Genomic DNA, 22,373 nt, shown 5'->3' with positions numbered 1-22,373 from the left:
AGGCGGCCAGCATGCTTAACCTGATTTCCTTCCAGTCCAGCGCCCTGGGCTCACTGGGTCAGCTCGCGCTGCTGGGCGCGTTGGGCTTCTCGCTGGCGGGACTGCTGCTGGCCGTGATCGGCGGCCTGCGTGCCGACGCGCGGGTGACCGAGGCGGCGCGGCGGGCCACCTGGGCGGTGTTCGCGCTGGTCAGCGTGGGCATCTCCGTGCTGCTGGTGGCGCTTCTCAAGGACGACTTCACCGTACGTTACGTGGCCGAACATTCCATGCGGTCCTCGCCCACCTGGATCAAGATCACCAGCCTGTGGGGCGCGCTGGAGGGCAGCATTCTGCTGTGGGCCTGGCTTCTGGCGGGCTTCGCCTTCATCCTGTCGCTGACGCTGCGGCGCGACGCCCTGCGGCCCTGGGCGCTGGGCACCATGTTTGTCAGCCTGCTGTTCTTCGTGGGCGTGTGCGCCACCATCGCCTCGCCGTTCACGCCCGTCTCCGGCCTGCTGGCCGATGGGCGTGGCCCCAACCCGGCCTTGCAGAACCATTGGATGATGGCCGTTCACCCGGTGTTGCTGTACCTGGGCTTCGTGGGCCTGAGCGTGCCGTTCGCCTACGCCGTGGCCGCCCTGATCACGGGCCGGCTCTCCGATCACTGGGTGGTCGTGACGCGGCGCTGGACGCTGGTGGCCTGGACCTTCCTGACCGCCGCCATCGTCGCGGGCGGCTGGTGGAGCTACGAGACGCTGGGCTGGGGCGGGTACTGGGCCTGGGACCCGGTGGAAAACGCGTCGTTTATTCCGTGGCTGCTGACCACTGCCTTCTTGCACAGCATTCAGATTCAGGAAAAGCGCGGGCTGATGCGTTCGTGGAACGTGTGGCTGATCGTGCTGGCGTATTCCAGCACCGTGCTGGGCACGTTCCTGAACCGCAGCGGCATCGTACAGAGCGTCCACGCCTTCGCGGGCGGACCGGTGGGGCCGGTGTTCCTGGGCTTCCTGGCCTTCCTGCTGATCGTGGGCATCGGGCTGGCCGCGTGGCGCGCGCCCGCCCTGCGCGACGAGGCGGAGGTTCCGGCTCCGGTCAGCCGTGAGGGCGCGTTTCTGGCGGGCAACTGGCTGTTTCTGGTGTTTGCGTTTATGGTCCTGCTGGGCACGCTGTTTCCTACCTTTGTGGAGGCCGCTCAGGGCCGCCGGGACGCCAGCGTGGGTCCGGCCTTCTACAATGCCTTCGCCATTCCACTGGGCCTGGGGCTGCTGATGCTGATGGGCGTGGGGCCGCTGCTGCCCTGGCGACGTGCCGACGGTCAGGGCCTGCTGCGGGCGCTGGTGCCGCTGCTGGCCTCCGGCCTGGGCGCGGCATTGATCGCCTTTGTCTTCGGCGTCCGTGCCACGGGCGTGCTGCTCACCATTGCGCTGGCTGCCTACAACCTCGTCGGGCTGGGCCTGCTGACCGCCCGTGCGGCGCGGCAGGCGGGCGGGCTGGGGCGGACGCTTCAGGCGCAGCCGCGCCGTTACGGGGCCTACACTGCCCACATCGGTCTGGTGGTGATGGCGCTGGGGCTGGCCTTCAGCGGCGCGTACCGTCAGGACGCCCAGGCCACCCTGAACCTGCAGGCCGCGCCGCGCACGCTGCTGCACGAGCAGTTGGAGCTGACGGCCTTGCGTCAGGTGGACCGGGGCTTCGGCACCTCGGCCATCGCCTCGGTCTCGATTGATGGCCGGCCCTTCGAGGCGCGGCTCAACACCTACGTTCAGGCCCCCGGCACCCTGTTCCCGGCCCCGGCCGTGCGCTACGGCGCGTTGGGCGACACCTATCTGGTGGTCACCAGCATCGACCCGGAAGGCCGCTGGGCCAGCATTCGCCTGATCGAGAGCCCGCTGGTCTCGTGGATCTGGTGGGGCACGCTGATCATCTGCATCGGCGCGGGCCTCACGCTGGTCAGCCCGGCGCGGCCAGTGGCACGCGCGGCCCCCGCCGGGCTGGCCCCGGCCACCGACTAGCCTCCTGGCCCTGTTCCTGAACAGGAAAGGCGGCGCCTGTTCCCTGAGAGTTGACTATGACGAATTCACCCCCCCCCAAACCCAATCCTGCCCCTGTCTGGCGGCGCGCCGTGCCCCCGCTGATCGCGGCGGCGCTGGTGGGCGTGCTGGGCTACACGCTGCTCAGCCCGGCGAAGAATGTCACCACCGGCGGGCCGCTGATCGGCAAGCCCGCCCCCGCCTTCACGCTGGAAAGTCTGGACGGCGTGCCCGTCAGTCTGGAGGCGCTCAGGGGGCGCCCGGTGGTCCTGAATTTCTGGGCGTCGTGGTGCGGCCCCTGCCGCGAGGAGGCGCCCCTGTTCCGCGAGCTGGGCGCGCAGCAGACCGCGGACGGCGCGGCGATTCTGGGCATCCTGTTTCAGGAGACCAAGGAGCAGAACGCCCGCGATTTCATCCGCGAGTACGCGCTGGCCTACCCCAACCTCAGGGACCCCGGCATCAACACCGGCGTTAATTACGGCGTGTCGGGCATTCCCGAGACGGTCTTTATCGACAAGGCAGGCATCGTGCAGCATATGGACCGGGGGGGCCTGACCCGCGAACGCCTGAACGTGGGTCTGAAAAAGATCGGTGTGAAGGGGATATGAGGGCGGACATGCGGCCAGCACGTCCAGGCGTCCTGCATTCCCGCTTCGGGCGTTCCCGTCTTGGGCCGCTGGCGCTGTGCCTGGGACTGTGCCTCGGCCTGTCCCTCGCCCACGCCTCCGCGCCCCTGACGCCCGCACAGGAGCAGCGCGCTGTTGCCGTGCAGAAGAACCTGCGCTGTCCGCTGTGTGACACCGGGGAATCCATCGCGGAATCGCGCAGCGACATCAGCGTCAAGATGCGCGAATCGGTGCGCGAGCAGATTGCCGACGGGCGCAGCGACTCGGAGATCTACACCTTCTTCTCGGTTCGCTACGGTAATTTCGTGCTGCTTGATCCTCCCAAGACCGGGCGCAACCTGCTGTTGTGGGGCAGTCCGCTGCTGGCGCTGGGCGGCGGCGGCGTGGCGCTGTGGGCCTTTCTGCGCCGCCGGGGGCCGGCCTCCGCAGCGGCGGGACCGTTGCAGGACGCCGAACCCCATGACCCGTATCTGGACCAGGTGCGCCGCGACACGGGCATGGGCCGGGGGCCGGAATGATCTTCAGCGTGGTGCTACTGGTCCTGATCGGGGCGGCGGCCCTGTGGCTGGTGCTGGAGCCCCTGCGCCGCGCCGCGCCCACCGACCCCGACGCCCCCGAACGTGCCCGCCTGCTGGCCGAGCGCGACCAGCTGTACAGCGAACTGAATGCGGTGGAGGATGAGGCCCGCCGCCCCGATCTGGAACGCCGCGCCGCGCTGACCCTGCGGGCGCTGGACGCCCTGCCGCCTGCCCCCCGCATCGGTCCGGGGCGTTCGCGCACGCTGGCGCTGGGGGCGGTGGGCGCGGTGACCCTGCTGACCGTGGCGGGCGCGCTGACCTTTATTCCGCGCTGGCAGCTGGCCTCGCTGGACGCGGGCGAGGCGGGCAAGGTGCAGGCGGTGCTGAAGCTGCCGGGCCTCAAGGAAAGGGCGCAGCGCAGCCAGAAGAACGCTGATTACCTGGCGTGGGGCCGCGCCGCCTTCGATTCGGCCAACTACGATCAGGCGGTCAGCGCCTACGGCAACGCCCTGAAAACCGATCCGCGCCAGCCGGAGGCCCTGCGCCGCCTGGGGATCTTGTTGCTCACGCGCGGCGACCAGGGCGGCGCGGCGCTGCCTGCCGAGGACGCCACCCGCGCCGCCCTGCTGATCCGCACCGCCGCGCAGCTCGCACCCGACGAGGCCGAATCGCAACTGCTGCTGGGCTTCGCGCTGTCCCGCTTCGGACAGGACCAGGAGGCATTGGCCGCCCTGGAGCGCTACCGCACGCTGGACCCCGCCGGACGCGACGCCGACGACGCGATCACCGCGCTGCGGGCCCGCCTGAACCAGGGTGACCCGGCGCTGAAGCTGTACGCCGCGAGCTGCGCCTCATGCCACGGGGCCGCCGGTGCCGGCGGCATCGGCCCCAGCCTGCGCGCGTCCACCCTGAGCCGCGCGGCGCTGCGCAGCGTGACGGTGAACGGCAAGGGGGCCATGCCCGCCTACCCCACGCTGACCGACGCCGAACTCACGCTGCTGCTGGACCTGATGGAACAGTGGCAGAAGGAGGGCTGAGGATGCGGCAGGCAGAACGCGGACGCCCGGTGCCAGCGGGCGCACTTACGGGCAGGGTCTTGCCCGTCCGTCCACGTGGTTCTGCCCCCGCATGACCACCCGCCGCGCCCTCCTCGAAAAATGGTGGCTGCTGCCGGTCGCGGCCACGGCCGGGGCCTTCGGCTACATGGGCTGGTACGCCACCCGCGTCACGCTGGGCAAGCGCCGCGCCGGAGCGCCGGAGTTTCAGGCGGCGGCGGCGCAAGCGGTGGCGCCCCTGTCCGGGTTGCCCACCGTGTGGGCCGACGTGAACTTTACCTACGCGGGCCGCCCCTGCACGCTGCTGCGGGTGCCACAGGCGGTGGAAGGCGGGCTGACGCTGCCCGGCGGCGGGCATCTGGTGGCGTACTCGCGCGTCTGCACCCACCTGGGCTGCACCGTCAATCTGGTGCGTGACCCGGAGGTACTGGCCTTCGCCTTCAACTACCGCCCCCCGCAGGATGCCCAGCACCCGCAACTGGGCTGCCGCTGCCATTACAGCGTCTTCGATCCCCTGCAGGAGGGGATGGCGGTGTTCGGCAAGGCCAACGGCCCGCTGCCGCGCGTGCGGCTGGAGATCAGGGATGCACAGGTCTGGGCGACGGGCATCGAAGCCGCCCCGACCCAGGACGGCTAAACTGCGTCCATGAGCGGCGTGACCCTGACCTCCGGCGATGATGCCGCCGCTTCGGGCGTGCTGATCGCCGCTGCCCTGCAACTGAAGGCGCGCGGGGAGCCACTGTGGCCGGAAAGCAGCCTGACGCCCCAGCGCCTGGCCCGCCACTACCCGACGAACGGCTGGCGGGTGGCGTGGCGCGGTGGGACGCCGCTGGCCTGCCTGTGTCTGCTGGACACGGACCCACTGTTCTGGCCGGACGACGCCCCCGGCGAGGCGCTGTATCTGCACAAACTGGCGGTTCACCCGGCGGCGCAGGGCCAGGGCCTGTCCGCCCTGCTGCTGCGTGAGGCCGTGTGGGAGACGGGGGAGCGGGACCGGCCCTGGCTCAGGCTGGACACCGCCACCGCCCTCCCCAAGCTGCGCGCGCTCTACGAGACCTTTGGTTTTCAGGATGTGGGACAGCGCACCGTCAAGGGTTTCGACGTGACGCTGTACCAGTTTCCCGCCTGAGCAGCAGCGCCCCGGTCTGGGTGCCCTCCGGCCTGCCCGTGCTGGACGGTCGGCATGAGCCCATCAGATCGGCGCCCCGCAACAGCGCGTTCTGGGCCCGCTCCAGCCCCGGAATCAGCAGCGCCACCTGGGCGATCTGGCCGCGCACAGCTCGAGTTCGGCGGGCGTGGGTCAGCCGGGACGCGCCATGACCCTCAGCCGCTTTTTCAGCGAACCCGAGGTGGACAGGGCGTGCTGTATGGCCCGCAGCGCCTCGCCCTCGCGTGACAGGCCCATGAGGTTGTGTTCGGTGGACTGTGGTCTTGTGGTCTGCGGGCCATGGCGTGGCCGGCGTTGTGGGGCGTGGTTCCGTCGCCTGACTCCCCCCGGAAGTGGCCTGGAATCACGCTTGAACCCAGTGTCGGACAGGTCCCATGACCGGGCCATAATCAGGCAGGCCGGCTCGTGGGCGCCGTTACTGCCGTTACTCCACCCACGTCACGGTCACCTCTTCCCAGCGGGCAGGCAGGGTCAGGCGCAGCACGCCGTCCTCATAGGAGAAGGCGGCGGCCCCCTGCACCTCGCGGACCGGGTCCAGGCCGATGATCTGCAGAACCTCGCGCTGCTCGGGCGTGGCCGCCTCGCCGGTGGTCTCGCGGCGAACGTGCAGGGCGCTGCCCACGCGGTCCCCGATCAGGCGCGTGAGGCGGCCCTCGGCAGGACCGTTCCCGGCGTCCTCGTACAGCTGGCCCACGAAACCCGACGCGCCCAGATGCGCCAGCCAGGTCACGCGCGGCCAGCGGGCCTGGGCGGTGTGCGCGGCCGGCTCGGTCAGGGGCAGGGCCTCGCCCGCTTTCAGGTACAGCGGCAGCGTGTGCAGCGGCGCGTCGGCGGTGACGTGCGCGGGCCCCTCGTGAATCTCCCCGAACTCGGACAGATTGAACACGGCGGCCCAGCGTCCTGCCGGAAGGTAGACCTGCCGCCGGCGGTGGCCCGCCGCCATGACCGGGGCCACCATCAGGCCCTGGCCCAGCAGGTACTGGCTGTCCTCGCGCAGGGCGTCCTCATCGCCCGCGTAGTGCAGCGCCAGGGGCCGCAGCACCGGCAGGCCCGTGCGGGTGGCCTGCTCCGCCAGGGTGTACAGGTGCGGCAGCAGGCGGTAGCGCAGTTCCAGCGCGGCGCGGATGACGCTGGTGTACGGCTCGCCGAAGCGCCACGGTTCCTGGTCCGCCGTGCCCAGCGCCGAGTGGTTGCGCAGGAAGGCGTAGCCCACCGCCGCCTGGTACCAGCGGGCCAGCAGTTCCCCGGTGGCGTCGCCGCCGAAGCCGCCCACGTCCGCCGCCGCAAACGGAATGCCGCTGAGGCCCAGCCCGGCGATCATCGGCAGGCTCAGGGCCAGGTGGGACCATGACGAGGTATTGTCCCCGGTCCAGACGGTGGCGTGACGCTGAATGCCCGCGTACCCCGCCCGCGAGAGGATCCACGGACGAATCTCCGGGCTGTACTTGGCGTAGCCGGCGCGGCTGGCCTGGCTCATGGGGTTGGCGTAGGCGTTGTGCATTTCCAGGTGGGGGCGGGAACCGTGCAGGGCGTCGTAGGGCAGGGTTTTTCCCTCCGTTTCCCTGGGCGGGGCCAGCGAGAAGCAGGCCGGTTCGTTCATGTCGTTCCACTGGCCCTGGATGCCGGCGTCGGTGAACAGTTTGTGGCGGGCGGCCCACCACGCCACGACCTCCGGGCGGGTGAAGTCGGGAAACACTGCCGGGTCAGGCCAGACCTCGCCCACCAGCACGTCGCCGCGCGCGGTGCGGACCAGGTAGTCATTTTTCATGGCCTGCTCGTAGACGTCGTAGTCGGCTTCCAGCTTGATGCCGGGATCGATGATCGGCACCAGCCTGACGCCCTGGCCGGCGGCCTCCCGGACAAAGGCCCCCAGGTCCGGAAAGCCGGTGCGGTTCACGGTCCAGACCTTGAAGGCGTCCATGTACTCGATGTCGATGTACACGCTGTCCAGCGGCAGATCGCGTTCGCGGTAGCCGGCGATCACCGCCCGCAGATCGTCCGCTGTGCGGTAGCCCCAGCGGCTCTGGGCGGCTCCCAGCGCCCACAGCGGTGGCAGTGGGGCGTGACCGGTCAGGGCCGCGTAGCGGCGCAGCACGTCCGCCGGGCGCGGCCCCGCCAGGACGTACACGTCCAGTTCCGGCCCCGCCGAGGCAAAGGTCAGTTCACGCGGGTGGGTGCGGGCCACGTCGGCCGTCATGCGCCACGTCTCGTCCACGAACAGGCCGTGGGCCTGTTCGCCCTGCACCACGGTCGTGAAGGGCACGCTGATGTACAGCGGGTCGGTGTCGGTATGGTGCGGGTAGCAGTCGGTGTTCCAGAAGGTCAGCACCATGCCGCGTTTGTCCAGCGGTCCCACCCGCTCGCCGAAGCCCAGGTAGGCCGCGCCGTCGGGGGCGTCCACGCTCAGGCGGCTGCGGCGCAGGTTGAAGCGTTCGGCGTCCAGCGCGGGGCGGGCAGTGGGGGCCTCGCCGCTCCAGCCCGGTACGGACGTCAGTTCGCGCTCCGGCGTGCCGTGTCCGTCGCCCCCCTCGGTGACCCGCCACGCCCCGGTCTGCCGGTTCAGGTGCAGGGTCAGGCCGCCGCCACGCACGCGCAGGGTCTCGCCGTCCTCCTGCACGTTCAGGGGGCCGGCCTCGGGCAGGTCCGGGCACACGGCAAAGCTGCGTTTCTCGGGCAGGCGCGGAAAGCCCAGGCCGCTTGCCCGCGCCTGCGGGGCCAGCCTGACCCGCAAGACCCCCGGCAGCGGCGCGCTCACCACCACGACATCGGTCTCGCCCCACACGCGCACCTGCGGGTTTCGCCCGCCCTCGGTCACGAACTGGCCTAGTCTCATTCTTCCCAGCGTAGCGTCCGGCCGCGCCCGCCATTCGCGGCGCGGGACAGGGGTGCTAGCCTGCCGGGCATGACCGCCCCCCCTTCCCCCGACTCCAGCGCCGTGCTGACGCCTATCGTGGGATCACTGCACGCCCTGCAGGTGCCGATTCCCTACCCCATGAAGACCGTGACCGTGCTGATCGACAGGCCCGACGACGGTCCGGTGACCATGATCGACACCGCGCTGGACACCCCCGAGGCGCAGGCGGCCATCTCGGCGGGCCTGCATGAACTGGGGCTGGACTGGAAGGATATTGAGCGGGCCATCATCACCCACCACCACCCGGACCACTACGGGCTGGCCGGGGTGGTGGAGGAACGCAGCGGCGCGCAGATTCAGATGCTGGACGTGGAGATCGGGCGCGGCGAACGCTACTGGCACCTGTGGGAGGAATGGCTGCCCGGCCACCTCAAACACATGCGCGATCACGGGCTGCCGCAGGAGTCGCTGGAGGGCATGGGCGCGGACAACCGCCGGGGCCGCGACCGGGTGCAGCCGGCCCAGCACGTCATGCCGCTGCGCGAGGGCCAGACCGTGACGCTGGCCGGGCGCGACTGGGAGGTGCTGTGGCTGCCCGGCCACGCCGACGGCCACCTGGGCCTGTGGAATGCCGGGGACAGCCTGCTGATCGCCGGGGATGCCATCCTGCCGCGCATCAGCCCCAACGTTGGCCTGTACGCCTACACCCGTCCCGATCCGCTGGGCGATTACCTGCAGACGCTGGGCAAGCTGGAGGCCCTGAATCCCGCGCAGGCCGTCGTGGGCCACCACGGCCCGGTGATGACCGGGGTGCAGGCCCGCGCCCGCGAACTGAGGGGCCACCACCACGAGCGCCTGGATTTCATCAAGGCCGAGGCGGGCCGGCAGCCGCGCAGCGCCTATGACCTGTCGCTGGCGATGTTCAACCGCGAGCTGAACGTCAGCGGACGCCGCTTTGCCCTGGCCGAGACGCTGGCCCACGCCGAACACCTGCGCCTGCTGGGCCAGCTGTACCGCACCTGGGAGGAGCAGGACGGGGTGTGGATCTACCATGCGTGACCTGGGGGGGCAAGGCTAAACCGTCAGGACGTCTGACTGCCGGGCGCTGAGCCTCCAAAGAGCACATTCTTCCGGTTGCGCCCGCAGACACGCTCTATACTTCCCGGCATGACGGCCCCTCAGTCCGAATTGCAGCGGATCGTGTCTGCGCTGCAGGCCAGCGGTTTGACCGTCGAGTCGGTGGATGACGGCGCACTGATCCAGCACGGCGACTCCAGGGTGGCCCTGTTTGCCGATGCGGACCACCAGGGCGGCGTGATTGTGCGTCTGCACCTGGACCTGGACCTGTACGTGGAAGAAGACAGCCTGCCCGAGATCCTGATGGGCATCAACCTGCTGAATCAGGGCCTGGACTACGGCATCCTGAATCTGGACCCGGTGGAAGCTGACGAGGATGAGGAACCGGGCGAGGACGCGCCGCTGGCCTTCGCCGTGCTGGGGCGCAGCGTGCTGTGGCTACCCGACCTGGGCGTTACCGAACTGGACCGCCTGCGCGAGCATCTGCGCCGCTTCGAGGCCGAGGTCACCGACGCGATGGAACGCACCCTGCACGGTGGCAAGGGCCTCAGCGCTTAAGACACTGGACAGTTGACACATCGGGCGCTTCCAACACAGCTGAACAGGCCGCCGGGGACATGCTTCCGGCGCCCTGGGTCGGCCCTCGTTTCATACGGGCTCCGATTGAATCGTTTGCAAAACGATGAAAATCCGAGCGAAGCGAGAACGAGTAGAACGGGTTCCGGGAGTGGAGTTGGCAAACCGGCGCCCTCCCGGTTTGTTAACGAAACAGATGGAATCCGTATCAGGCCTTAGTTCAGGGCAGCTCTTCCTCGAACGCCGCCACGTCTTCCAGGTAGTCGACCATCCAGGCCTTCAGCGCAGCCTTGGTGTAGCCGCCGCGAATCGGCATGGTGCTGTCGAGATAGTACGCGCCCTCGTAGATGTAGGCCTGGGTGTAGTAGTTGCCGTTCCAGTCGTTGGTCAGCTCGGTGTCCAGGCTGGCCTCGTCCTCGCTGTAATCCCAGTATGAGCTGGCCGTGACCCGCGAGCAGACATTTTTCTGGCAGCCGCTGAGCCACACGTCGACCTTATGGCCGCCGGTGTCCACGCTCAGGCTGGGGTCACTGTCGGGGTCTATAGGGTTGATGGTGACCTTGTAGCCGGCCTCGCGCAGCGCGGCAGCAATGGCGGCGGGCGTGGCCGGCTGCACCTGGGCGCTGGTGGCGGTGACGGGTGCGCCCGCCCCGCCCGCGAGGGCCACGCCCGAGAGGCCAGAAAGTGACAGCAGCAGGACACCGGACAGCATCATTTTTTTGTTCATAGCGTTACAATACGTCGTTCCGCACAGGCAGATGCGAGATTTGCGGGACGGCCAGCGGCCACATCTTCTTCACCTTCCGGTTCCCGAAGATGAGCCGGATGTCATCCTCCAGCGAATTTCCACCCACCGCTCCGGCGCCGCCCTCCCCCACACGGCGCAGGCGCACCTTCGGGGTGTACATCGGGCGCTTCGAGCCGCCGCATGCCGCGCACCTGCTGGTGATGCTGGAAGCCCTGGAGAGCGTGCAGAAGCTGATCGTGGTGATCGGCTCGGCCCGGGCGGCGCGCAATCCCAAGAACCCCTTTACCGCCGATGAGCGCCAGGAGGTCATCACGGCCATGCTGCTGGAGGTCGGGATTGCCCGCCCCCGGCTGCTGTTCGTGCATGTCCGCGACTACTACTACAACGAGGCGTTGTGGCTCTCGGAGGTGCAGCGCGGAGTGCAGCAGTTTACGCACGGCAGCACCGACGTGGCGCTGATCGGTCATGTCAAGGACGAGAGCAGCTATTACCTGCGCTCGTTTCCGGCCTGGGAGTTCATTCCCTCGCACGTGGTCAGCCCGCTGAGCGCCACCGACGTGCGCCGGGCATACTTTGAGGGCCGCCTGGACGAGGTGAGCGGCATGGTGCCGCCCGCCGTCCACGCCTTTTTAGAGCGCTTTCACGCCACGCCGGAATACGCGGAACTGCGCGCCGAGTACGACCACCTGCGCGAGTACCGTGCGGCCTGGGCCGACGCGCCCTTTGCCCCGGTGTTCGTGACCGCCGACGCGGTGGTGACGCGCAGCGGGCACGTGCTGCTGGTGCGGCGCGGGGGAATGCCGGGCCGGGGCCGCCTCGCCATGCCCGGCGGCTTCGTGCAGCAGACAGAGACGGTTCTGGAGTGCGCCGTGCGCGAGACCCACGCAGAAACCGGCCTGGGCGTGGGCGTCGATCTGCGCGCCGCCCTGCGCGGCAGCGCCGTGTTCGACTACCCCGAACGCAGCCTGCGCGGGCGCACCGTGACCCACGCCTTCCGTTTTGACCTGGGCATCGGCCAGCTGCCGCTTTTGCAGGGCGGCAGCGACGCCGCCGAGGCGCTGTGGATGCCGCTGGGCGAGGCGATGGCCCGCCCTGAGCTGTTCTTTGAGGACCACCACGCGATCATCGAGCACTTCCTGATGCGCGGCTGAGGGTGACGGTAGGGATTGCCGGTGACCGGCGGTGGACCTACAGCAGCGCCCGGTGATCGGCCAGCAGGCAGCGGTCCTGCACCACGTCGATGCCGCGTGCGCTGAGCTGCCGGGCCACGTCGTCATTGCGGATGCCCAGTTGCAACCACACCACCTTCGGCAGCGGGTTCATGGCCAGAATGTCGCTCAGGTGGTCCGGCACCCGGTCACTGCGGCGGAAGATGTCCACAATGTCCACCGGAACGGTGATCTCGGCCAGGGTCGCCACTGCCTTGTGGCCGAAATAGCTCTCGCCGCGTGCGGCCAGCGCCGGATTGACCGGGATGATGGTGTAGCCCTGCCGGTACATGTACTCGGGCACGTAAAAGGCGGGCTTGGCGCTGTCGTGGTGGAAGCCCACCACGGCGATCACCTTGTTTTCGGTCAGGACGCGAATCACGTCCGGCTTGGATTGCACGAGGGTCAAGTCGAAACTCCTTCGGGGGCAGCGAGAGTGCTGGCGTTCAGATCGGTGAAGGCGGCGCGGACTGCTTCCAGTGTGGCAGCCAGCTCGGTATCTGTATGTGAGGCACTGACAAAAATACTCTCGAACTGCGAGGGCGCCCAGTACACGCCCCGCGCCAGCAGCCCCTGGAACCACGTGCCGAAGGCCCGCGTGTCGCTGCGGGCGGCGTCCGCGTAGCTGCGAAGCGAGCCGTGCGGGGCGTCCTGAAAAAACGGCGTGAGCATCGAGCCGATCTGGTTGACGCTGACGGGCACGCCGGCTTCCTGCGCCAGCGCCTTCAGGCCGTCGGCCAGCCGCGAGGTGTAGGCGTCCAGCCGTGCGTAGATGCCTGGATCGGCCTCCAGCGTCCGCAGCGTCGCCAGTCCTGCGGCCATCGCCAGCGGGTTGCCGCTGAGGGTTCCCGCCTGGTACACCGGCCCCTGCGGCGAGACGAAGTCCATCACGTCAGCCCGCCCGCCGTAGGCGCCCACCGGCAGCCCCCCGCCGATGATCTTGCCCCAGCAGGTCAGGTCCGGCCTTAATCCCAGCAGGCCCGTCGCGCCGTTGATGGACAGGCGGAAACCGGTCATCACCTCGTCGGCGACCAGCAGGGCGCCAGCGTCCTGAACGCGGTGCAGGGCGGCCAGGAACTCGGGCGTGGGCACCAGCACCCCGGCGTTGCCCACCACCGGCTCGAAGATCACGGCGGCCACCTCAGCGCCGCGCTCGGCCATCAGGGTGTCCAGCGCCGCCGGGTCGTTGTACTCACTGACCAGCGTCAGGGCGGCGTACTCCTCCGGCACGCCCGCGCTGCTGGGGGCCGACGTGCCCAGCGCACCGTCCAGATTGGTCATCAGGCCGCTGCCCGCCTCGACCAGCAGGCCGTCGGCGTGGCCGTGGTAATTGCCCCGGAATTTAACAATCAGCTTTCTGCCGGTAAAGCCGCGGGCCAGCCGCAACGCGCTCATGGTGGCCTCGGTGCCGCTGCTGGTAAAGCGCACCTTGCCTGCGCCGGTCAGGCGCGTGACCAGTTCGGCCAGCTCGACCTCGCGCTCGCCGGGGGCGCCAAAGCTGGTGCCCAACTGCAGCGCGTCCGAGACCGCCTCGCGCACCGCCGGGTGGTCATGGCCCAGGATCATGGGCCCCCACGAGCCGATGTAGTCGATGTAGCGCGTGCCGTCGGCGTCGGTCAGGTACGCGCCGTGGGCCTCGCGGATAAAGCGCGGGGTGCCGCCCACGCTTTTAAAGGCCCGCACCGGGCTGTTCACGCCGCCCGGCGTCACGCGGCGGGCGCGGGCAAACAGGGCCTCGGACTGCGCGGTTAGAGAGGTCGTCTGGGTCATGTCCCGCACCTTAGCGGAGGCCGGGCGCAGCGGGGGAGAGGTGGGCAACACTCCGGGGATTTATCCTGCATTCATGGCCTCGCCCTGCATCCTGCTGACGCCGGAAGCCCTGGGGGCGATGCTGGGTTTTCCGGTTCGGCAGGTGAGCGAGGTGCAAACCTTTGAGGGGCATGCTGACCGGATCGTGCGTCTTCGTCTGGGTGGCGCCCTGCCCCCCGGCCGTCCGGAAACCCTGATCGCCAAGGTGTACGGCCCCGAGTGGTACGCCGCCGGTCTGCCGGAACTACGCTTTTACCGCGAACTGCTGCCCGCAACCCCTGGACTCCCGGTGCCGGCGCTGCTGGGCGCCTGCGACGACGCCGCGGCCCGGCGGTGCGTGCTGCTGCTCGAAGACCTGAGCGGGGCGTATCAGCCGGTGTCCTTTCCCCCGGCTGCGGCCGTGCTGGAACAGGTGGTCGACGCCCTGGCCGACTTTCACGCCGCCTGGTGGAACGCGCCGGCCCTGCAGGCCCCGGCGTGGGGGCACCCCGATCTGGACGTGACGCGGATGCCGCAGGTGCTGGACGCGGCGGCTCTGGCAGTCCATGCACAGGCCGCGAGGCAGGCCACCGCCTCCTTTCTGAAGCGGCCCGGGCTGACGGGCCGCGAAAGGAGGCTGCTGGAGCGCGTGGCCGCCCGCTGGCCCGCCGCGTTCAGAACGCGGGTGGAACTGGGCCAGCACACGCTGATTCACGGTGACCTGCACCTGATGGGCAATGTTTTTCATGCGGCCGACGGTCTGGAGGTCCGCCTCATCGACTGGGCGACGATCAAACGCGGTCTGGGGCCACATGACCTGATGTTCATGCTGATTCCGGCGGACGCGCCTGATCGGCTGCAGCGCGACACGGCGCTGGTTGGGCGCTACCACGCGGGGTTGCAGAGAGCGGGTATCTCCACCTACTCCCTGGCGCAGTGTCTCCTTGACTACCGCCTGAGCCTGATGACCAACCTTCTTCAGGCGACGTTGCAAGGCAGCCTGCGCTGGTTTCGCAGGACTGCGGCGCTGGTGGAGGTGTGGCACAGCGCCGCCCTGCTGGAAGACTGATCTACAACCCCAACAGCCCCACCGCCGCCGTCACTTCCAGTTCCTTCTTGAAAGGCGCAACCAGTTCCCGCTCGCGGGCGCTGGCCGGCGTGACCGTGCTGTCCAGATTGGGTAACTGGCCGCTCTGGAGGGCCTGGGCCGCCTGGGCAAAATCGACGTTCGGCACGCCCAGCGCGCGGTTGACGGCGGCCCGCACCTCGGCGTAGCGCGCGGGCGTCATGGTCTCGCGGGCCAGCGCGGCGTCCTGCGCGGTTCTGGCCCTGCCGATGCTGCTGCCCGCCTGCCGCAGCACGTTCACGACCTGCAACAGATTGGGCGTCTGTCCGGCCTGAACCTCGGCCCAGACGGTTTGCAATCCAGTAAAGCTCTCGCCCAGCGCGGCCCGCACGTCCCGGCGAATACGGACGAACTTCTGCACGTCGCTCTGGGTCAGGGGCCGGGCCTGGGCCGTGGGGGCCGCAGACGTGCCGGGCGTCTGGTCCAACGGCGGGGTCACCGGTTGCGTCTGGTTCTGGGTCTGCTGGCCCTGGGTCTGGGAGGGCCGTAAGCCGGCCACGAACTGCTGCGCGGGCCGGATCACCACGAACCACGCCAGTGCGCCTAGCAGCGCCAGCACCAGCAGTCCGCCGCCGCCGCAGCCCAGGCATCCGCATCCCGGTCCTCGTCTTGGTCTCATGCCCCCAGGGTACGGGGGCGGGGGCGGGAAAGTTCCCGCCTCCGGCGCTGCCGTGCAACAGGGCAGGTTGACACGGCAGCGGCCACGGGCGCTAGATTACGGGCGTTCAACTCACCAGATGCCCATCTCTGTGCCGCTCGCCGGCATGGGGGATCGTTCGTGCCCGCGCCCTGGAGGCCCAATGACTGCACAGACCCGTTCCACCTCTTCCCGTTCCCGCTTGCAGACCGTCCGCAAGGCGTCGCTCCTGCTGACCGGTCTGACCCTGACCCTGGCGAGCTGCGGCAGCCCCGCCGTGACCCCGCCCACGCCCCAGCCCCAGACCCGCGAGCAGGACAAGCGCACCTTTACGGCGGTGACACCCACCTTTGAGGCCAAGACGGGCGCGAAGATCTATCAGGGCATCTACGATGGGCTTCAGGGGAAGGCGGCCTACGTCATTGAAATCCCGGCGAACTGGAACAAGCAGCTGGTGATGTACGCCCACGGTTACGCAGGAACCGGTGAGAAACTGAATGTGCAGGCCCCTTCGCTGCGCGACTACTGGCTGGGACTGGGCTACGCCTGGGCCGCGAGCAGCTATTCCAGCAACTACTACGACGTGCAGTCCGGTGTGGAGGACACCAACGCGCTGGCCCTGAAGTTCCCCGAACTGACCGGGCTGACAAAACCCGACAAGTACCTGATCATGGGCGTGAGCATGGGCGGGCACGTGACGAGTGCATCGGTGGAAAAAGAAACGCTGGACACCGCCAGGAATAAAGTCAACTACGCTGCCGCCATGCCGGTATGCGGCGTGCTGGACGAGGAATACGAATTCCAGTGGCTGGGTGACTACACGCTGGCTGCCGCGCAGATGGCTGGTTACGGGGCCAGCAGCTACCCGCAGTCCGATTTCCAGAAGTTGCTGCCTGACATCAAGGCGGCGCTGTTTACCGACACCTCCGGGCCGCTGTGGCAGGTCAACAGCGCACAGGGTGCCAAATTGCGTGAGCTGGCCAAACAGCTGACCGGCGGCGAGCGGCCCGTGTTCAACCTGGGCTTCAGCGTGGGGGGCCTGCAAAATGCGGTGCTGGGCACTGGTGGCTCGGACGGCACGCTGACTGGTATCCTGGCCAGGAACTTTTACGGCAACACGGGCGTCACCTACCGCTGGACCACCGACGCCACCCCCACCGTTGCCGAGAAAGCCTTTAACGACGCAATCCTGCGCGTGACGGCGGACCCGGCGGCCAACCCGGCCCGCCAGGGCGCGCTGCGCTGGCTGCCGCGCGTCAGCGGCGAGATCAACGTGCCGGTGCTGACCCTGCACACCCTGGGCGACTTCTACGTGCCCTTCCGGCATGAGCAGCTTTACAACAAGGCCGTGGCCGCCAACGGCAAGTCCGGTCTGCTGGTGCAGCGCGCCATCCGGGCGCCGGGCCACTGCGACTTTGCCGGGCCGGAACTGGTGGAAGGCTTCAACGATCTGGTGGCCTGGGAAAAGACCGGCCAGAAACCGGCCGGGGACGACGTGACCACCCCCAGCGTGGTGGCCGATCCCAACTACGGCTGCAAATACACCCGCACCCAGCGTGATGGCGTGGCCCTCTGCCCGGTGGCTCCACCCACCAGCAACTAGCGATCCTGAACCACACACTTCGAGGAGGCGGGTGCACCAGTGGCCCGCCGTCCCCTTTTGTTGTGGTTCCGGTCCCACCGTTGAAGAAAGGCGTTTTTCTTACCTTCGCGCCTCAGTCCTGAATCATGAAGACTGCTGAGGATGGGGGGTGATGCGTGCCCTTCTTCCCCTGCTCATCTGTGGCGTGCTCGGCGCGGCATCGGCGCTGCCCGCGCAGGTCAGCATTGGCAATGTCACGCATGAGTACCAGCGGCTGAACAACTGCGGCCCCGTGACGGTGGGCATGGCCCTGAGCCGCTGGGGCGGCACCCTGAACCAGTACGACATTGCGCCCAGGCTGAAGGCAACCCGCGACGACGTGAACGTGTCACCGGGGGAACTCGCTGCCTTTGCGCGGGGCCAGGGCATGACGGTGCATCTGGCCCGTGGCGGCACCCCGCTGATGCTGCGACGTCTGCTGGCCGCCGGATTCCCGGTGATCGTGGAAACGTGGTTCGTGACACCCGACAGCGGCGGCATGGGCCACTACCGCCTGCTGACCGGCTACGACGACGCCAGGGGGAAGTTCTCGGCGCTGGACTCGTACCTGGGCCGCCTGGAGTTCACCTACGCCGAGCTGGACGAACTGTGGCGCTCGTTCGGGCGCACGTATCTGGTGGTGGCCCCGGCGGCGCAGGAGGCCCGGCTGACGAAAACGCTGGGCTACCACGCCGACGCCCGCATGGCCCGGCGCGCGGTGCTGCGGGTGGCGCTGACCGAGGCCGGGAAGAGGAACGACGCCGTGGCGTGGCTGAACGTGGGGCAGGCCAAGCTGAACCTGGGCGATTCGCGCGGCGCGGCGCGGGCCTTTGACGCGGCGTTTGCGGCCAGCCCGGACCCGAAACTCGATCCCAGCCGTCCGGCGCGCACTGTGGGCGGATTGCCGTGGCGTGCACTGTGGTATTCCTTCGGCCCGCTGGAGGCTTATGCCCGCAACGCCCGCTACGGCGACGTGCTGCGCCTGACCGGTGGGGTGCTGCGCGACGTGCCCGCCCACGAGGAAATGCACTACTGGCGGGGCCGGGCGCTGGCCGCGCTGGGCCGCGTGGCCGAGGCAAAGGCGGCGTACCGCGAGGCCCTGCGCCTGCGGCCGGGGTTTGCCTTGGCGCAGACGGAACTGGCGCGGCTGTAAAGCCCGCTGGCCTACCAGAAGTGCGCCGTGGGCCAACTGGTCAACTTGCAGGAGGACGAGGCAATACACCCCAGATGGCAGGAAGTGACTTTCAAGACGTGGCCGTGGCCGGAGTTCCGGTAGGCCGAAGCGTAGATCAATCTGCACCCAGAAAAGAACTGATGGTGTGCGAGACGCCTCCAGCGGATTTCTCCCCGCCGTCCAGGGTGCCGCGCGAGGCCAGGACGGCGAGTGTGCAGACCTGTCCCTGATCTTTAAGCCCATCTGCCGCCGCTGCCTCCAGGAGACGGCTGAGGTCATGGACCAACTTGCGATAACGCTCAGGCGTCAGCCGCAGGGTCAGCGCTTCCAGGTGGCTGGGATGCGATTCCAGCGGTCTGGCGTCGGGTGCTGGTGGGCGCGCCGAGTCGCCTGAACTATCGCTGAAGCCAAAAACGGCCTCCTCGGCCTCGCCACCAAGGGCTAGAAAGGACCGCTCATAGGCGCGGGAGAAGTTGTCGGTGAGGCGCCGCAGGGTCAGCGCCTCGCCGACTTCCGGATCGGTGGGCGGCATGACGGTCCACGGCACCCGGAATTCCCGAGCTGCCAGCTGGTAGAACACCCGGCCGCCCTCTCGCCCCACTTCCAGCAGCAGGCCCAGACTGGCGAGTTTGCGGGCGTGGTGGTGTGCCAGATTGGCTGCCATGCCCGCCGGGGCGGCGATCTCGCTGGGCGAGCGTGGACCGAGGAAAAGTCCCAGGAAAGCAAAATTCTGCCGCAGTGCACGGGCGGTGGGTGCGTCGCTGATGCGCTGGGTGCTGGCCTGGGTGGGGGTCATGCGTTCCAGTCTGGTCTCACGGCCTTCAGCGCGCGAGGGTCACGGCTGAACAGTAAAGGTGGCGGGCACGGCGGGCGGGGGTCACTCAGCCATCGTCAGCTTCCGCGTGCTAGGACTGGGCCATGAAGCGTGCTGCTGCCCTGGCCCTTGCCGTGTGTGCCGCCGCCGCCGGGGCCGCGCCGGGTGGGGCGGACCTGGAAGCGGCGGCCCTGAAGACCGCCCAGGTGCTGGGGGGCGTGCTGCGCACCTGCCCGGCCAGTTTCGTGCAGATCGGTTCGCCGGAAAAGCAGTGTGTCGGTGTGGGCGAGGGCGTGGAAGCTGCGCGCGTGCGGCTGAATGCGGCGATGGCCGACGGGCTGTACGGCGTGTGGCGTAGCCGCGACGGGCAGCGCAGCGTGTACAACTGGCTGAAGACTGCGGGCGGCCACGTCTACCTGCGTCTTCAGCCGGACCCGGATGGCCGTGCCCAGACGCTGGTGTATCTGGACCTGCCGCCCGAACAGCCCCACGCAGCACCGGTGGCCAGCCCGGCCCCTGAGCCGAAGGCCGAGACCACCCAGATCGGCAACGTGACCCTGACGCCCGTGGCCCCGGCGGGCGGAGCACCTGAAACGTCCGCCCCTCCCAGCGGCCCAGCGACGACGCTGCCTGCCGACACGTCGTCTTCGGTGCCCGCCGAAGGTGCCACGCCCGCCGCCCCGGCCCCCCCGCCCATGCCGTTTGGCCGCACGCTGAAGGTGCAGAACGCCCGGCTCAACGGCCCGGACGTGCTGGCAGTGCAGAACCGCCTGATCGCGCTGATGCGCCCGCAGCGGCCGGGGCAGGGCGACGGCTGGTACGGCCCCATCACCGCGCAGACCGTGCGTGTTTTTCAGGCGGCCAACGGCCTGCCCGCGACCGGTGTGGTGGACCGCGATACGTGGAACCGCCTGTTCTCGGAGGCCGCGCAGGGGTTTGACGCGCCGGTCCTGCCGTGAACCGCCGCGACATGATCTTTGCCACATAGGTCCTGCGTGAGATTCCGCACGTTGGGGGTACACGGACTTTTTATGAGTGCTGGCGCGGTCTTTCTCACCTTGAACATTGAATAGTGGGAGACGTCATGAAGCAGAAGATCATTTTTTTCTCATCTGCCATGCTTCTGGGTGGGGCTGGGGCGGGACTGGCGCAGGGGAACGATCCCTTTGTGCGCGAGGCCCCGGCCCAGGCCGCGCCTGTGCTGCAGGGCGCGTCCGGCGCCGCTGCGGCACCCATCAATCTGACCGGCGTGCAGAACGCCACCTTCGGGCAGCCCCGGTCCAGTCAGAACGCAGGCACGACCCGCGTCGTTTTTGATCTGCCTGCCGGCGTGACCTACACCCTGACCCCCACCTTCAGCGGTCTGCGGCTGGACGTGCAGGGTGCGCGGGTGCTGCCCACCGTGTCGGGTCGGCTGGGAGACAGCGTCAGCGAGTACCGCGCCGGGGGGGGACAGGCCACGCTGGTCACGCCCTACCCGCTGTCCCTGACCCAGGGCTGGCAGGCCATGGAGGCCACCATCGGCAACGGCGGCCGGGTGTTGATTCTGGATTTTGGCGTGAGCCTGAAAGGTGGGGCCAGCCCGGAGCTGGGCCGGCTGGTTCGCACCGTGGCCCAGGGCACCGCGCCCTCGGCGGTGGTTCAGACGACGGCTGCCCCTCCGGCGGTCTCGCCGGTGCCGCGGACTCCCCCCGTGCTCTCGGTGCCGCGGACTGTGCCGGCCGCTCCCGCCCCGATGCCGTCTGCTCCGGTGCCCCCTTCCCCGGTGCAGACCTCGCTGCCGCCCGGCGATCTGGTGGCCCCCACGCCGGGTGGAGCGCTGCCGCCCGCGCCTGCCCTGCCCGGCGTGGACCCGCAAACGCCCAGCGTGCTGGAGGGGCGGGTGCCGGGGGTGGCCAGCGGTCTGCTGCTGACCCCCCCGCGTATCGGCAAGAACCCGGGACAGACGCGGGTCGTACTGGACCTGCCGCCGGGCACCGCGTACCGCATCGTGCCGGGCGGCATCGGCCTGCGCGTCGAACTGACCGGGGTCAGCGTGACGCCGCAGGTGGTGCAGAACGTCAGCCCCGAACTGCGCTCCTGGCGGGCCGAGGTGTCGCGGGACGGGGCCACCTTCACGCTGCTGACCGCCGCGCCCACTACGCCCCGCAGCGGCTGGCGTGCCCAGTTGCTGCCGCCGGCCAGCGGAGAGCTGTCGCGCCTGGCGATTGACCTGTCGCCCGCCCTGGCCGATCTGACGCCGCTGGCCCCGCAGGATAAGCTGCTGGCGGCGGTGCCGGGCATTCCAGCGGCGCGCGGCACGGCGATTCTGGCCCTGAGCGCCAGCTACGTGCGCCCGCGCGTGGTGATTGATCCCGGCCACGGCGGCCGGGACCCCGGCGCGGTGGGCTCAGTCATCGAGAAGGAAGTGGTGCTGGACGTGGCCCTGCGTGCGGCGGCGTTGCTGCGGGCCGCCGGGGTGGACGTGGTCCTGACCCGTGACCGTGACGGCCAGCTGAGCGCCGACAAGAACACGGACCTGACCATGCGTGCCGGACTGGGCACGCCCGGCACCCAGTTGTTCGTCAGCATCCATGCCAACGCGATGGACGCGCACAACGCCCTGCGAGGCTACGGCATCGAGACGTGGTGGAATCCCAACCACCCGCTGTCAGGCACCCTGGCGGCGCTGCTTCAGCGCAACATCATCGGCGTGACGGGCGCGCACTCGCAGGGCCTGAAGAACAGCCAGTCGCTGGCGGTGCTGCGCAACAGCCGCATTCCCGCCGCGCTGATCGAGATCGGGTATACCAGTCACCCCGTCGACGGCCTGAACCTGCAGGACTCCAACTACCGGGACCGCGTGGCGCTGGGCATCGCGCAGGGTATCCGCGAGGCGCTGGTCACGGGCATCGTGGACGGCGGCGCGGTGGGCGGGGCAGGCAAATAGGTGGCGGCGGAGTCCGGCAGTGCCGCCCCCATCCCGGGTGATTTCCGGGCGCGGGCACTGGCGCTGGTGGCCCGCATTCCGCCGGGCCGGGTGATGACCTACGGTCAGCTGGCGCTGCTGGCCGGCAGTCCCGGCGCGGCGCGGCAGGCCGGATACGTGCTGAACGGACTGATAGGCAGCGAGGAACTGCCGTGGCAACGCGTCATCAATGCGCAGGGCCGGGTGAGCACCCACAAACTGGGCTTCGGTGACCTGCAGGAGCGCCTGCTGATGGCCGAGGGCGTGCCTTTCGATGCCTCTGGGCGCTGCGACCTGGCCGCGCGGCAGTGGTGGCCCGAGGACGAACGCGCCGCGCCGCCGCAAGCGCTGTTCTAGCCTTCCGGGCTATGCCGTGGGAAACGTCGAGGCCGCCTCTAGAAGACCAGCTTAAAGAGCGCCTAAAAGG

The 22,373-nt window shown here is 69.3% G+C and carries 21 protein-coding genes; 15 read left to right on the top strand and 6 right to left on the bottom strand.

Annotated elements, in window-relative coordinates; translation table 11 throughout:
* The first annotated feature begins 11 nt into the window (after positions 1-11).
* From IEY31_RS02525 to IEY31_RS02500, 6 genes are all read left to right on the top strand, one after another.
* On the top strand, positions 12-1,991 hold the full coding sequence (locus IEY31_RS02525) for a heme lyase CcmF/NrfE family subunit (protein ID WP_188968648.1): 1,980 nt from the start codon (positions 12-14) through the stop codon (positions 1,989-1,991).
* Between the two features lie 56 nt (positions 1,992-2,047).
* Complete coding sequence (locus IEY31_RS02520; RefSeq protein WP_188968646.1) at positions 2,048-2,617, top strand: TlpA family protein disulfide reductase; 570 nt, start codon at positions 2,048-2,050, stop codon at positions 2,615-2,617.
* Between the two features lie 8 nt (positions 2,618-2,625).
* Positions 2,626-3,153 carry a cytochrome c-type biogenesis protein gene (locus IEY31_RS02515; protein WP_188968644.1) on the top strand — a complete coding sequence of 176 codons (528 nt, stop codon included), beginning with the start codon at positions 2,626-2,628 and terminating at the stop codon, positions 3,151-3,153.
* Complete coding sequence (locus IEY31_RS02510; RefSeq protein WP_188968642.1) at positions 3,150-4,190, top strand: c-type cytochrome; 1,041 nt, start codon at positions 3,150-3,152, stop codon at positions 4,188-4,190. The genes IEY31_RS02515 and IEY31_RS02510 overlap by 4 nt, the downstream gene beginning before the upstream one ends.
* A 91-nt stretch (positions 4,191-4,281) precedes the next feature.
* Positions 4,282-4,845: a QcrA and Rieske domain-containing protein gene (locus IEY31_RS02505; protein ID WP_188968640.1), complete on the top strand. Its 564-nt coding sequence runs from the start codon at positions 4,282-4,284 to the stop codon at positions 4,843-4,845.
* 9 nt (positions 4,846-4,854) lie between these two features.
* Positions 4,855-5,337, top strand: a complete 483-nt coding sequence (locus tag IEY31_RS02500; RefSeq protein ID WP_188968632.1) for a GNAT family N-acetyltransferase — start codon at positions 4,855-4,857, stop codon at positions 5,335-5,337.
* A gap of 463 nt (positions 5,338-5,800) precedes the next feature.
* Here IEY31_RS02500 and IEY31_RS02495 read toward each other — a convergent pair whose 3' ends face one another.
* Positions 5,801-8,209, bottom strand: coding sequence for a glycoside hydrolase family 31 protein (locus tag IEY31_RS02495; protein ID WP_188968630.1), 2,409 nt, complete (start codon positions 8,207-8,209; stop codon positions 5,801-5,803).
* A gap of 69 nt (positions 8,210-8,278) precedes the next feature.
* Here IEY31_RS02495 and IEY31_RS02490 point away from each other — a divergent pair, with 69 nt between their 5' ends.
* On the top strand, positions 8,279-9,289 hold the full coding sequence (locus IEY31_RS02490) for an MBL fold metallo-hydrolase (protein WP_188968628.1): 1,011 nt from the start codon (positions 8,279-8,281) through the stop codon (positions 9,287-9,289).
* Between the two features lie 108 nt (positions 9,290-9,397).
* Entirely contained in the window at positions 9,398-9,865 is a 468-nt protein-coding gene (locus IEY31_RS02485) for a hypothetical protein (RefSeq protein WP_188968626.1), read from the top strand.
* Between the two features lie 238 nt (positions 9,866-10,103).
* On the opposite strand, the gene IEY31_RS02480 is transcribed toward IEY31_RS02485, so the two are convergent.
* A complete protein-coding gene (locus IEY31_RS02480; RefSeq protein ID WP_188968624.1) occupies positions 10,104-10,610 on the bottom strand; it encodes a YbjN domain-containing protein in 507 nt (168 codons plus the stop codon).
* Between the two features lie 98 nt (positions 10,611-10,708).
* Here IEY31_RS02480 and IEY31_RS02475 point away from each other — a divergent pair, with 98 nt between their 5' ends.
* Positions 10,709-11,782, top strand: a complete 1,074-nt coding sequence (locus IEY31_RS02475) for a bifunctional nicotinamide-nucleotide adenylyltransferase/Nudix hydroxylase (RefSeq protein WP_188968622.1) — start codon at positions 10,709-10,711, stop codon at positions 11,780-11,782.
* Positions 11,783-11,819: 37 nt separating this feature from the next.
* Here IEY31_RS02475 and IEY31_RS02470 read toward each other — a convergent pair whose 3' ends face one another.
* Positions 11,820-12,248 carry a CoA-binding protein gene (locus tag IEY31_RS02470; protein WP_188968620.1) on the bottom strand — a complete coding sequence of 143 codons (429 nt, stop codon included), beginning with the start codon at positions 12,246-12,248 and terminating at the stop codon, positions 11,820-11,822.
* Positions 12,245-13,609, bottom strand: coding sequence for a glutamate-1-semialdehyde 2,1-aminomutase (gene hemL, locus IEY31_RS02465; RefSeq protein ID WP_188968618.1), 1,365 nt, complete (start codon positions 13,607-13,609; stop codon positions 12,245-12,247). Before hemL ends, IEY31_RS02470 begins: the two co-directional genes overlap by 4 nt.
* A gap of 73 nt (positions 13,610-13,682) precedes the next feature.
* Between hemL and IEY31_RS02460 the strand changes: the two genes are divergently transcribed.
* On the top strand, positions 13,683-14,696 hold the full coding sequence (locus IEY31_RS02460) for a phosphotransferase family protein (RefSeq protein WP_188968616.1): 1,014 nt from the start codon (positions 13,683-13,685) through the stop codon (positions 14,694-14,696).
* 1 nt (position 14,697) lies between these two features.
* On the opposite strand, the gene IEY31_RS02455 is transcribed toward IEY31_RS02460, so the two are convergent.
* On the bottom strand, positions 14,698-15,372 hold the full coding sequence (locus IEY31_RS02455; protein ID WP_188968614.1) for a hypothetical protein: 675 nt from the start codon (positions 15,370-15,372) through the stop codon (positions 14,698-14,700).
* Positions 15,373-15,553: 181 nt separating this feature from the next.
* Between IEY31_RS02455 and IEY31_RS02450 the strand changes: the two genes are divergently transcribed.
* Positions 15,554-16,993 carry an alpha/beta hydrolase gene (locus tag IEY31_RS02450; RefSeq protein ID WP_229723262.1) on the top strand — a complete coding sequence of 480 codons (1,440 nt, stop codon included), beginning with the start codon at positions 15,554-15,556 and terminating at the stop codon, positions 16,991-16,993.
* A gap of 151 nt (positions 16,994-17,144) precedes the next feature.
* The gene (locus tag IEY31_RS02445) at positions 17,145-18,164 is read left to right on the top strand and encodes a tetratricopeptide repeat protein (protein ID WP_188968613.1); all 1,020 of its coding nucleotides are present in this window, start codon (positions 17,145-17,147) and stop codon (positions 18,162-18,164) included.
* Positions 18,165-18,300: 136 nt separating this feature from the next.
* Here IEY31_RS02445 and IEY31_RS02440 read toward each other — a convergent pair whose 3' ends face one another.
* Complete coding sequence (locus tag IEY31_RS02440; protein WP_188968611.1) at positions 18,301-18,981, bottom strand: winged helix-turn-helix domain-containing protein; 681 nt, start codon at positions 18,979-18,981, stop codon at positions 18,301-18,303.
* A gap of 122 nt (positions 18,982-19,103) precedes the next feature.
* Here IEY31_RS02440 and IEY31_RS02435 point away from each other — a divergent pair, with 122 nt between their 5' ends.
* The 3 genes from IEY31_RS02435 to IEY31_RS02425 all read left to right on the top strand — a co-directional run bounded on the left by IEY31_RS02435 (position 19,104) and on the right by IEY31_RS02425 (position 22,303).
* Complete coding sequence (locus IEY31_RS02435) at positions 19,104-19,958, top strand: peptidoglycan-binding domain-containing protein (protein ID WP_188968609.1); 855 nt, start codon at positions 19,104-19,106, stop codon at positions 19,956-19,958.
* 125 nt (positions 19,959-20,083) lie between these two features.
* The gene (locus IEY31_RS02430) at positions 20,084-21,928 is read left to right on the top strand and encodes an N-acetylmuramoyl-L-alanine amidase (protein ID WP_188968607.1); all 1,845 of its coding nucleotides are present in this window, start codon (positions 20,084-20,086) and stop codon (positions 21,926-21,928) included.
* The gene (locus IEY31_RS02425; protein ID WP_229723261.1) at positions 21,929-22,303 is read left to right on the top strand and encodes an MGMT family protein; all 375 of its coding nucleotides are present in this window, start codon (positions 21,929-21,931) and stop codon (positions 22,301-22,303) included.
* Positions 22,304-22,373: the final 70 nt, after the last annotated feature.

The organism is Deinococcus aerolatus (assembly GCF_014647055.1).
Lineage (GTDB): Bacteria > Deinococcota > Deinococci > Deinococcales > Deinococcaceae > Deinococcus > Deinococcus aerolatus.
The sequence above is the reverse complement of the archived record's forward strand: the minus strand, read 5'-3'. Positions and strand labels throughout refer to the sequence as shown.

Coding starts and splice junctions, on each gene's coding strand:
- hemL (WP_188968618.1), bottom strand. CDS start 13,609: ATGACCCAGACGACCTCTCTAACCGCGCAGTCCGAGGCCCTGTTTGCC.
- IEY31_RS02510 (WP_188968642.1), top strand. CDS start 3,150: ATGATCTTCAGCGTGGTGCTACTGGTCCTGATCGGGGCGGCGGCCCTG.
- IEY31_RS02485 (WP_188968626.1), top strand. CDS start 9,398: ATGACGGCCCCTCAGTCCGAATTGCAGCGGATCGTGTCTGCGCTGCAG.
- IEY31_RS02520 (WP_188968646.1), top strand. CDS start 2,048: ATGACGAATTCACCCCCCCCCAAACCCAATCCTGCCCCTGTCTGGCGG.
- IEY31_RS02480 (WP_188968624.1), bottom strand. CDS start 10,610: ATGAACAAAAAAATGATGCTGTCCGGTGTCCTGCTGCTGTCACTTTCT.
- IEY31_RS02435 (WP_188968609.1), top strand. CDS start 19,104: ATGAAGCGTGCTGCTGCCCTGGCCCTTGCCGTGTGTGCCGCCGCCGCC.
- IEY31_RS02500 (WP_188968632.1), top strand. CDS start 4,855: ATGAGCGGCGTGACCCTGACCTCCGGCGATGATGCCGCCGCTTCGGGC.
- IEY31_RS02430 (WP_188968607.1), top strand. CDS start 20,084: ATGAAGCAGAAGATCATTTTTTTCTCATCTGCCATGCTTCTGGGTGGG.
- IEY31_RS02505 (WP_188968640.1), top strand. CDS start 4,282: ATGACCACCCGCCGCGCCCTCCTCGAAAAATGGTGGCTGCTGCCGGTC.
- IEY31_RS02450 (WP_229723262.1), top strand. CDS start 15,554: ATGACTGCACAGACCCGTTCCACCTCTTCCCGTTCCCGCTTGCAGACC.
- IEY31_RS02515 (WP_188968644.1), top strand. CDS start 2,626: ATGCGGCCAGCACGTCCAGGCGTCCTGCATTCCCGCTTCGGGCGTTCC.
- IEY31_RS02495 (WP_188968630.1), bottom strand. CDS start 8,209: ATGAGACTAGGCCAGTTCGTGACCGAGGGCGGGCGAAACCCGCAGGTG.
- IEY31_RS02440 (WP_188968611.1), bottom strand. CDS start 18,981: ATGACCCCCACCCAGGCCAGCACCCAGCGCATCAGCGACGCACCCACC.
- IEY31_RS02475 (WP_188968622.1), top strand. CDS start 10,709: ATGTCATCCTCCAGCGAATTTCCACCCACCGCTCCGGCGCCGCCCTCC.
- IEY31_RS02525 (WP_188968648.1), top strand. CDS start 12: ATGCTTAACCTGATTTCCTTCCAGTCCAGCGCCCTGGGCTCACTGGGT.
- IEY31_RS02455 (WP_188968614.1), bottom strand. CDS start 15,372: ATGAGACCAAGACGAGGACCGGGATGCGGATGCCTGGGCTGCGGCGGC.
- IEY31_RS02445 (WP_188968613.1), top strand. CDS start 17,145: ATGCGTGCCCTTCTTCCCCTGCTCATCTGTGGCGTGCTCGGCGCGGCA.
- IEY31_RS02460 (WP_188968616.1), top strand. CDS start 13,683: ATGGCCTCGCCCTGCATCCTGCTGACGCCGGAAGCCCTGGGGGCGATG.
- IEY31_RS02490 (WP_188968628.1), top strand. CDS start 8,279: ATGACCGCCCCCCCTTCCCCCGACTCCAGCGCCGTGCTGACGCCTATC.